Below are 9,223 nucleotides of genomic sequence, written 5' to 3'. Positions count from 1 at the left end.
TAGTACTTCATTTTTAATATCAAACATAATGGATCCCTGCCTAGTGATCAGATAAATAGTTATAAACTGTAGCCCGCGAAATATTGAGAATCTGTGCAATGTAGGTCGCAGCATGTTTGGCAGTAAAAGCACCGGCTTGCTGGAGATGCTCTATAAGCTCTTTTTTTCTTGACGTTTTAACGTTTCTAGACTTAAGTGATGTTCCGCTAAATAATGATGAATGTAATGATTCATACGTTCTTGCCAATCCTCTTTAAATAAGGGAATCGGCTGAGATACCAACTGCTCACAACTAATAAATTGGCCCATCACCGCTTGGATTTGGTCTAGTTTTGAAATATCAAGATTAATACATAACATACCAACGGCTTGATTTTTTTCATCGCGGATAATACTGCTTACTGACTTAAGCTTTCGTCTGTCCCAATTTATTTTTTCATACGGACCAATGCAATCAGACAAGGTTGCCATCTCTTCTTCTTCGCTTAGTAAAGAAGAATCCCCTACTCTTCTTTTAGAAAAAGGATGATAAATCGCCACAATTCGATTTTCTTTCATATCGTGTATAACCACTTCAGCATAGGGATATAAGAGTCGTTGAATTGCCTCAGCGGTAGGTAAAAAGGCTTTAATTGCTTTTTTCATAAAATAATTCTAATGACAAAAATACAATTTAATCTAAATTAGACTAAATTGTCAAATAAATGAGTTTTGGCAAATAGCAGCGCATATTTGACGCGTGCTCCCTGATTTTTGTTATAGTAGTAACATTCGTCAAAGCTTGATTACCTGATCTTTCAAGAGATTAACTATGAAGCGTATTCCCCTCTCTTCTTTCTTGTTATTTTTTTAGTAGTCCGACTTTTGCCAGCTATACAATTAATGAAGTAAAAAATTACTACCAAATCAGCGGCAACACAGAACAAACCTTACGCGAACAAATGGGTGAGTTGGGACCAGTCATTAAAGGCCATCACTACGATGCTCAAACAATTTGGTATGTTACTTGGAATTTTAACTGGCACTATAACCACCCTTCACAAAATCCCTGTTATGTGAAAGATGTTAAGGTATCAGTCAATGTAACGAGTATTCTTCCTGAATGGACCAATCAAAATACCAGCACCCCTTATTTACAAAACAAATGGAATACTTATCTGGGCAATCTAGTCAAACATGAAGAAGGTCATGGAAATAATGGTAAACAAGCAGCCATAGAAATTGAGCAAGCCTTGCTTAATGCCCCAGCTATGACGAATTGTAATGCGTTGAAAACAGAACTTAACATGAGAGCGAAAGAGATTATCAGCAAACATAATACCTGGGATACACAGTATGATATGGATACTAATCATGGTAAAAATCAAGGTGCCATTTTTCCCTAGCCATGTAGGACGGCCCCTCCTGGTCCGACATGCCCACTATGACAATGCCTGTTGGGCAAAGCACCTAACCTGCACCTGCTCTTGATTTTCGAGCGTAGAACGATCGACAGCCTCTCAAATAATCTATACTAAGATTAGATTTGGCTGTACAGAATGGATATCAATGAAACAAACAGGGATGGTACTGCAAGGAGGCGGTGCATTAGGAGCTTATGAATTTGGCGCCTTAAAACGCCTCTATGAGACTCATAAATTCTCACCAGATATTATTTCAGGGGTTTCCATTGGTGCCATTAATGCCATAGCATTGGTTGGCGCCAGAGATGAACCGATTTCGACCCTTGGGGAAATTTGGGAAGAGCTCTCTGTTTTTCCCTTTCCTTTGCTCAACGAGAAATTAGCCTCTTATCTAGCCTTGTTTGGTAATCAATCCTTCTTCCATCTGCGCACAGACTATTGGAATCTGTCTAATTGGACAAGTTTCTATTTCACTAAGCCTCTACAACAATTATTAGACAAGTACATAGATTTTAAAAAAGTGAATAATACCGCCATTCGGCTAATTCTTACTGCAACGGATGTTGCAACGGGAAAAGTAAAAACGTTCACTAATCAAGGCGAGGATCGCACGGAAATAACACCCTTGCATGTTTTAGCCAGCGGAAGCTTGCCTCCCGGGTTTCCAATAACAACCATTAAGAATAAGCACTATTGGGATGGCGGTTTATTTGACAACACACCTTTATCCCCCGTTTTGGAGTGTCTTGATCCAAACCCTGCCGTAGAAAAACAAATTATTGTCATCAATCTTTTTCCCAGCCAAGGCAAAATACCTGGCAATATGATTGATGTTTTTGACAGAATTTTTGAAATCCAATTTTCCAATAAGATAAGGTTTAACAAAGAGTTAACTGAAAAAATCAATGAATACATAGAGACAATTGATGAAATTGAAAAAATCATCCCTGGTAATAGTCCTATTAGACAACTACCAGGCTACCAACGTCTTATCAACTATAAATATATTGAGAATGTCGAACCAGAAACGGTAAATGCCCCTTTTGATTTTTCTCCCAATACTATCCAAAAGCGAATTGCTGCGGGCTACCGTGATGCGGACAATGCTTTGTCCAGGATCTCTTAATCCTTATTGACAACTACTCGATGGATATATTCCTTCCTTTTTAATGAACGATTCGTTAACTGCCCGTGAGCCATCAACAATCTTAGCTGGGAGAAAAAAAAGCAATTTACTTGCGACAGTTTCCCCTACCTGCTTGATGGGAGGGGCAGCCACAGTACTACTCATCACCGTTGGCAATAAGGTACTGCTCATTTCTGAAGATGAGTTGCTTTCTTCACCTAATTTATCAACCCCATCCAACTCGATACTCCGTCGTCGCTGCCAGTCATTAAAGTCAACTTGAATTTTTGTTAAGGTAGGTGCCAGTTCTATTTGTAAGGATTCAGGCAATTTTTCGAAGAGTTCAGAGATCCTATTAACAACTACGCCTTTCGTATCAAATGTACTTATCAGTGGCAATTCTCTAACTAACGTTAAGAACAAAATATAATCTTGGTGAAATTGCCGCAATCTGACAATTTCATACCCAGCGTTATCCTGATCGAATGCTTCATAGCCCTCATCCAATGCTTGATTCATTCGTAGCCATAACACTTGATTTTTAAGTACGACCCCAATTAATAAACTCGTGCTAGAAAATTCGGACTCATCCAGACAACATTTAGCAAGTTGTTTTCCAGTCATAAGCAATAGTGTATCTTGCAATTCTTGCATCAAACATTGATAAGCGATGCCAAAGGATCCTAAAGATTCCTTTAAAGCACCAAAAAGGAAATGAACAGCTGATGCTTTAGCAAGTTCGGTTGAATTTTGGGTATTTTGCAGTACTTTTATGAGAACAACTGTATTAAAACTATACGTTAATGCCATTTCAACAGCCTGCCAATAGGGCTGTACATCGGAACTTCGCTTCTCTGTGCAGGAAGAGAAATGAGGTGTTAAATCATCTTCCATAGTAAATAAACAACGGAGAAAATAGCCAGCTCTATGAGGAGGCTTAGCCCCTTCCTCATCAGCCATTAATAATATCTCCGTTAAGGTTTCAGCTTGCCGTAATAAACTGTTAGAAAAGCTATTAAACTGTTTAACCAGCTTGGCCAATTCTACGGTATTAAAATCGAAAATACTCTTTTCATCAGAAGCAGAAAGTATATTGAACCAAATTTTCATCTGCTCAGCAAAAGGAGTGACCAGATTCACCGGCAAAGCAATCGCTATGGGTGTACTCTCCAAAAATGTAATTTGCGATAAGCTTGACTCAACGGAAGCAACGGCAAAATCCTGCAAAGTTGTCATTTTTGTTAGCCGCGTATGTAATATTTCTGCTAAATCGCGAGAAAATTGTTGCGAATTCCCTTCTGCACCTAAAATTACCACGTTAAAAGATTCGATACAAAGATACTTAGCCAGCTCTGTTTTTGTCTTATTATCCAACAAATCAAGAGGCATCTGTTGTAATGCGCAAGCAACCATATCGGCGAATATTTCCTCATCTACTTTACCCAGCAAATTTTTCGCCTGCTCTGCGATAGCTGGAAATAACCCTTTGATTTTTTTGTAATTTAGAAAATAACCTTTTGTATAGCCTTTGAGATTGAACCATCCCTGGTATTCAAATGGGTCTAAAAGATCATCATTATTTTTTTATGACCAAAATAACGAAAGGCAGCCCCCCAATCAATGCGTGCAAATTGAATAAAATCAATTGCAAGAGCAGCAATGACTTCCAAACAAACGACATTACCACTATGTACACTGTTATCACCTAACAGTAAAGAAAACATCAAAATGATAGCAAGACCAAAATACTGCCTTAATTGTGTGAGTAATAAGTAATACTGAGGACCACAAAACATTTCCCACAAAGGATCCCGATCTGAACCATCACGGTAACCAGTACCAATAATTTTAAATAATTCCTTGAATACAATTTTTGGCTGAATAAGGCCGTAGCTCTTATCGTCAAATTGAATCAGATCCGCGCAAATAAAGGAATCATGATAGATTTCATCAATCAATTCGCGTGTTATGAATTCTTTTAGCAACAAGCCAGCGAATAATTCAGTAAATAGCTCTTTAAGATCCTGCGGTTTTTTAATGAAAAATTCATTTCCATCTGGATCACGATAAAAACCGTCTACCTCACCATGGGTTTTACCACCTTTTTTATCCTTAAACTTGGTTAGTAGTTTATCTTTATAATAGATTGGCATGGTTGGCTCTAATAAAATCCCTTCCCTTAATCATTTTTATCGCTTCTTGTAGAAATTGGCAACAGATTAACGATAATTTCTTATCTTTTGACAGGACGCATGTTAATTTGGAGCTTGGTATGCTATCAGTGACAATTTTCACCTTATCCACTTATCAAAAGCCTTTGTGAATAGGTTGCTTGCCTTGATATTCTTTTGATTGCACCGGATTGTACTCATAGTGAACATCATTCTCAGTACCAGTATGATCCACTGGCGTAGTATCAAAACTTCCCCCCTGATTGCTAATAGTATACAAGTCGGTACCTGTACCAGGATTGTACGATTGCGGTGAACTGGCGCCTGGTGGTTGTATCGGTGGTGAAGATGCCCATGCATTCACGGCATTTATCAATATTAAAACTGCCAACGCCCTAAGGTTTGTTAATATCCTCTTAGCCATTAACCTCTCCCTGAAAGCAAATGCCTCTCTAAATAAACTATAGCTGGAAATTATCGCCCCGCGCGCCTTTCAGAGCTTTATTAAACATAAACAAAGAAAGGGTTAATGCGCTTAAAAAGGGCTTACTGCCTATTCTATTTGCAAAAATTACAGTACACTGCAATCCTTGATTAGAATCATTGTGTTTCTCAGCAGAAGAATGATTTAGCATGAACAAATTAAAGAAAATATTAGCCGACTAATTTTTGTAGGCCGTTGGCTACAAACCCCTTTGTATTTTGGCCTCATGCTTATTTTAATCGCCTATGTTTATCGTTTTATCAAAGAGTTATTTCATTTAATTATCCATATCAATGGCTTTAATGATATTCAAATCATGTTAGGTGTATTGGATTTAATTGATGTAGTTATGATAGCAAATCTACTCATTATGGTGGTTATGGGCGGCTATGAAACTTTTGTATCTAAATTGAATTTGCACAATCATCCTGACCAACCCGAATGGCTGGATGAGCTAGATGCTGGTGCCATGAAAATTAAACTGGCGCTCGCACTCATTGGAATTTCCTCAATCCATTTGTTGCGTACCTTTATCGACCCGACCAAGCAAACTAGCAATACTGTCATGTGGCAGGTAGTTATTCACCTGACTTTAGTTCTTTCAGCCTTAGCGATAGCGTACATTAATCGTTTATTGGCAAAAAACCACCATTGACTATTTTTTTCAACAAAATAATTTTTAGTTAAGTTTATTTTGTTAGAATTTATGCAATCAAAGATCAATAAGGCAATAAAGCAACCATGTCTACTTACTGGAAATATAAAAATTTAAGTATTTTTGCTTATGGAAAAAAGGCAAATACAGCTGGTCCAAGCTGGCGGTTTGAGCAGGCACGCAGTGATTGGGATCGCTGGGCCACAAGTGGTGAAATCTGCCCTATTTATATTAATGGTATTCAACTTTCCATCCTGCGGGAAGACAAGGGCTTTGATACCGAAAAAGACTTGCAAACCTTTTTTAAACAATATTTTCCCAAACAGACTCCGGAAGAACAAGAGACTTTAGTTAATCAATCTTGCGCACATTTTCATCAAGCAGGTCTACTTTTTGCGACTAATTTTTGTGTAAAAAACATTCAACATGGTGAAATTCGAGCGCTCGACCCAATCACCAAAATTGATTTAGTTGTCACAGACGATGGTTGGTTAATTAAGGAACAACAAACGTATAAAGGCCTGGTTTCTTCCCTGGGGATAAAAGATGAAATTACCAAACCAGACGAATTTCATGCTCAAACAACTACAACCTACTTATTAAATCAAGATGGTATTCAACTGCTTGATCTTGAAATTGATTGCCCAAGCCATAATGCTTCAAGTATTTTTGATACACGAAGTGTGTGGAAAAAAATCTGCCAATATATAATGAATATGTTGATTGATTATAACTATATTCAAGAAAAAAGCAGCGAACCAATCTCTATAGAAAGCGAGTCAGCCCCTAATACGGGTAATAGCCCTTAGTAATTTGTCAATTTCTAACATAAGGACGTGTTTTTAGCCTTTTTTCTAAAAACACGCTTCTATAGGATTAATTTTTTAAAAATATTCAATTTACCATTAAAATACTAGCAAAAATCTTATTCTAGAAACAAAAAAATAATAGCAGTACAATGAATGAATACTTATTCTTTGCATTAATTAGCTTTGGAGCGTGGAAGCTTAGGCATAGGCTATGAGCTATGCCAGCAAAAGTCCTGATGATTACTGTTGCTCATTGAACTTTTTTATGCTGTTAAGCTAAATAATTAAACATTTTATCCCCCTTTCTGGATGAATGTCCTTCGCTTATGCCTTAATTTTTATAAATTCCTTTATAATTCTTTGAGCTTATGATTATTATTATATAATTCGACCTTGCCTTACGGTATAGAATGAATGGTCTAACGGATAGATGATTACAGGAGTTTTATGAAATTAAATGACAGTAAATTGAGTGTCATGTTAATACTCTGCACAGGCCTAGGAATACAGGAAATTCATGCAGCTAACAATCTACCTCTTTTTAGCAATCTATCCTCTACCATTTATTCATCCTTTGTTGCCAGCCTGAGTGGCGGTCCTGTATGGGAAAATGGCGGTAGAACACAAACTTTTTTCTCGCGCCCCAGATTGAAAAATCCTATGTAAAAATAAGACAACAGATGCTTTAGCAGAGGGTGAGCTTTTTGTAGGAATACAAAAATCGCTATATAAGGACCAATTCCAAAGCCAAATTGGCCTTGCCATAGTCACGACAGGAAATGCACAGTTGTCAGGCTACATATGGGATGATGCCGATCCGCAATTTAATATTTACATTTACAACTACCGCATAAAACACTCTCATATCGCTGTGAAAGCTAAGATTTTGGCCGATAGAGGTTATGTTGTTATCCCTTGGATTAGTGGCAGTATAGGTGTTGGATTTAACGAAGCTTATCGTTTCACCAGTATGCCGACGATTTTTGAAGCGTTACCAACGCCCGACTTTGTATCTCATACCAAAACAGCATTCACTTATACTCTTGGTGCTGGCATACAAAAAGCATTAACTCCAAATTGGCAAATTGGTATTGGCTATGAATTTGCTGATTGGGGGAAAAGCCAACTTGCGCGAGCTCCGGGACAAACGGTGAGTACGGGCTTGACCCTAGATCATCTATATACTAATGGGTTTTTAGTGAATATTACTTACCTTGCTTAGTGACTAGACAAAATTACTTCGCTTAGTAACAAGTGACCTTTTTAGGGATAAAGCCTCCCTCACTCATAATCGTTTGATCAAACGTTATTTCACAACGAGTAATCTTTGCCGGTAAAGCTTGAGCAAGTTGTATGGCCGTTTGATTATAGGCGCAAACGATATAAATAGTATCCTTGGGTGAGAAAGACCACTTGGCCATTTTCCTGTTGGCTATATCAGGTTTGAGATTCGCTAAATCCTTAGGATCACCAGCATAAAAAGCAATGCTGTTCAGATAATAACTCCCTTTACTAACAATCTGACTCCAACCTGGATAAGTGTTCATCAAGGTTTCCATCGCATCAATTTCTTTTGGACAGGACGGTGAAAAAACTGTGGTTGCTAAGGCCATCGGCACAGCAGCGATAAACCCTAAAATCGCCGAACTAAAGGTATATTTTCTATCTATCAATTTACCACCTATTAACCGATCGCAATAACGAAACATTAAATATTCAAAAATGAGTGTATTAGAAACAATAATTGATCAAAATATACCATATTGTCTATAATTTAAAATAGCCTTAACGAACTAAGGACCGTAACATGAACAGCAACTCTGTTAAAAACCTTGGCTTGTTGCCCGCACTCATAGTCTCTGCTTTAGTGTTTTTAACGGCCGCTTATACGTCCGATTCGCATGCAGCTCCCATCCAAAACCAAACATCAAACGCAACAAAGAACATGCAATTGGCCTATTTCCAAGTTTATCGCAATTACCCACGATATTATTATTATGGTCCTAGCTACTATCGCCCTGGTTATTACTATCGTCCAGGACCGGTTTATTGGCCTAGCAGGGGTCCCTACTATGGCGTGCGTTGCCAGAAGAAATGTTACGTTAATCGCTATGGCACCGTTGTTCGTTGTGTAAGAAATTGTTATTAATTTCCCACAATTGAATTGGAGCTCAAAAAACAGGTAGAAACTGCCCTTTCTTCCAACGCAAGCGTTTCTTCCGGAGCTACCGCCGACTGCCAAAACCAAGGCTTTCTCTTAGTATTGGATCTTGATAAATCAGCAGTACTTTTCTCTCTCATTAAAGCAGGGCACTCACTATTCTCTTCTACAGCCGTTGGATTACAGACCACGCTATCTTTTTTTCCTGCTATTTTCTCATAAGTATCTCGCATGTCAGGAGGCAACCAGGGTAATGGTCTTGTCTGGGCAATTAAAATACCCTGCACCATTTTTTGCTTGGCAGCGAGCTGTTGAAAAGAGGAATGCTTGGGTCCAATTTCACGCTGATTCCCCCCTAGCACTTCACTAAATCCAGTGAGATCTCTAATCCACATGAATATACAGGCTAGATCA

General features: G+C 38.1%; 13 protein-coding genes and 1 pseudogene. 7 read left to right on the top strand and 7 right to left on the bottom strand.

The window, feature by feature from the left end; genetic code table 11:
* Nucleotides 1–40: 40 nt before the first annotated feature.
* Both BN58_RS37755 and BN58_RS24060 read right to left on the bottom strand, forming a co-directional pair.
* Complete coding sequence (locus BN58_RS37755) at nt 41–247, bottom strand: helix-turn-helix domain-containing protein (RefSeq protein WP_083852172.1); 207 nt, start codon at nt 245–247, stop codon at nt 41–43.
* A complete protein-coding gene (locus tag BN58_RS24060) occupies nt 151–645 on the bottom strand; it encodes a helix-turn-helix transcriptional regulator (RefSeq protein WP_019216737.1) in 495 nt (164 codons plus the stop codon). Before BN58_RS24060 ends, BN58_RS37755 begins: the two co-directional genes overlap by 97 nt.
* A 233-nt stretch (nt 646–878) precedes the next feature.
* Here BN58_RS24060 and BN58_RS24055 point away from each other — a divergent pair, with 233 nt between their 5' ends.
* Nucleotides 879–1,385, top strand: a complete 507-nt coding sequence (locus BN58_RS24055; protein ID WP_332247952.1) for a DUF922 domain-containing Zn-dependent protease — start codon at nt 879–881, stop codon at nt 1,383–1,385.
* Between the two features lie 163 nt (nt 1,386–1,548).
* Entirely contained in the window at nt 1,549–2,529 is a 981-nt protein-coding gene (locus tag BN58_RS10225; RefSeq protein WP_019216735.1) for a patatin-like phospholipase family protein, read from the top strand.
* A 3-nt stretch (nt 2,530–2,532) separates the two neighbouring features.
* Here BN58_RS10225 and BN58_RS33765 read toward each other — a convergent pair whose 3' ends face one another.
* The 3 genes and pseudogenes from BN58_RS33765 to BN58_RS10215 form a co-directional block, all read right to left on the bottom strand.
* Complete coding sequence (locus BN58_RS33765) at nt 2,533–3,183, bottom strand: LepB GTPase-activating domain-containing protein (protein WP_408605480.1); 651 nt, start codon at nt 3,181–3,183, stop codon at nt 2,533–2,535.
* Between the two features lie 12 nt (nt 3,184–3,195).
* Nucleotides 3,196–4,253 (bottom strand): annotated as a pseudogene (locus BN58_RS33760) (LepB GTPase-activating domain-containing protein); the annotation flags it as partial.
* Nucleotides 4,254–4,836: 583 nt separating this feature from the next.
* Nucleotides 4,837–5,124 carry a hypothetical protein gene (locus tag BN58_RS10215; protein WP_019216732.1) on the bottom strand — a complete coding sequence of 96 codons (288 nt, stop codon included), beginning with the start codon at nt 5,122–5,124 and terminating at the stop codon, nt 4,837–4,839.
* 217 nt (nt 5,125–5,341) lie between these two features.
* On the opposite strand from BN58_RS10215, the gene BN58_RS10210 reads away from it, so the two are divergent.
* From BN58_RS10210 to BN58_RS30825, 4 genes are all read left to right on the top strand, one after another.
* Entirely contained in the window at nt 5,342–5,839 is a 498-nt protein-coding gene (locus BN58_RS10210; protein WP_026069404.1) for a TIGR00645 family protein, read from the top strand.
* Nucleotides 5,840–5,925: 86 nt separating this feature from the next.
* A complete protein-coding gene (locus BN58_RS10205; RefSeq protein ID WP_019216730.1) occupies nt 5,926–6,648 on the top strand; it encodes a hypothetical protein in 723 nt (240 codons plus the stop codon).
* A 447-nt stretch (nt 6,649–7,095) separates the two neighbouring features.
* Nucleotides 7,096–7,314, top strand: a complete 219-nt coding sequence (locus BN58_RS30830; protein WP_019216729.1) for a hypothetical protein — start codon at nt 7,096–7,098, stop codon at nt 7,312–7,314.
* A gap of 121 nt (nt 7,315–7,435) precedes the next feature.
* Nucleotides 7,436–7,870 (top strand): outer membrane protein, encoded by a 435-nt coding sequence (locus tag BN58_RS30825; protein ID WP_019216728.1) that lies wholly within the window; start codon nt 7,436–7,438, stop codon nt 7,868–7,870.
* A 22-nt stretch (nt 7,871–7,892) separates the two neighbouring features.
* Here BN58_RS30825 and BN58_RS10195 read toward each other — a convergent pair whose 3' ends face one another.
* Nucleotides 7,893–8,357, bottom strand: coding sequence for an STY0301 family protein (locus BN58_RS10195; RefSeq protein ID WP_019216727.1), 465 nt, complete (start codon nt 8,355–8,357; stop codon nt 7,893–7,895).
* Between the two features lie 98 nt (nt 8,358–8,455).
* Here BN58_RS10195 and BN58_RS24040 point away from each other — a divergent pair, with 98 nt between their 5' ends.
* The gene (locus BN58_RS24040; RefSeq protein WP_019216726.1) at nt 8,456–8,797 is read left to right on the top strand and encodes a hypothetical protein; all 342 of its coding nucleotides are present in this window, start codon (nt 8,456–8,458) and stop codon (nt 8,795–8,797) included.
* Here BN58_RS24040 and BN58_RS24035 read toward each other — a convergent pair.
* Nucleotides 8,794–9,223 (bottom strand): hypothetical protein (locus tag BN58_RS24035; RefSeq protein ID WP_040916417.1); only part of this gene is annotated, 430 nt, incomplete at its 5' end. The two genes, BN58_RS24040 and BN58_RS24035, sit on opposite strands and share 4 nt — an antisense overlap.

The sequence above is a fragment of the Legionella tunisiensis genome, assembly GCF_000308315.1.
Classification (GTDB): domain Bacteria; phylum Pseudomonadota; class Gammaproteobacteria; order Legionellales; family Legionellaceae; genus Tatlockia; species Tatlockia tunisiensis.
Note: the sequence above shows the minus strand (reverse complement) of the source record. Positions and strands in the feature narration are given on the sequence as shown.

What these genes read in the sequence shown, in the direction of transcription:
- BN58_RS10215 (WP_019216732.1), bottom strand. Translation starts at nt 5,124, where the DNA reads ATGGCTAAGAGGATATTAACAAACCTTAGGGCGTTGGCAGTTTTAATA.
- BN58_RS30830 (WP_019216729.1), top strand. Translation starts at nt 7,096, where the DNA reads ATGAAATTAAATGACAGTAAATTGAGTGTCATGTTAATACTCTGCACA.
- BN58_RS10205 (WP_019216730.1), top strand. Translation starts at nt 5,926, where the DNA reads ATGTCTACTTACTGGAAATATAAAAATTTAAGTATTTTTGCTTATGGA.
- BN58_RS24060 (WP_019216737.1), bottom strand. Translation starts at nt 645, where the DNA reads ATGAAAAAAGCAATTAAAGCCTTTTTACCTACCGCTGAGGCAATTCAA.
- BN58_RS10225 (WP_019216735.1), top strand. Translation starts at nt 1,549, where the DNA reads ATGAAACAAACAGGGATGGTACTGCAAGGAGGCGGTGCATTAGGAGCT.
- BN58_RS10195 (WP_019216727.1), bottom strand. Translation starts at nt 8,357, where the DNA reads ATGTTTCGTTATTGCGATCGGTTAATAGGTGGTAAATTGATAGATAGA.
- BN58_RS24040 (WP_019216726.1), top strand. Translation starts at nt 8,456, where the DNA reads ATGAACAGCAACTCTGTTAAAAACCTTGGCTTGTTGCCCGCACTCATA.
- BN58_RS33765 (WP_408605480.1), bottom strand. Translation starts at nt 3,183, where the DNA reads ATGCAAGAATTGCAAGATACACTATTGCTTATGACTGGAAAACAACTT.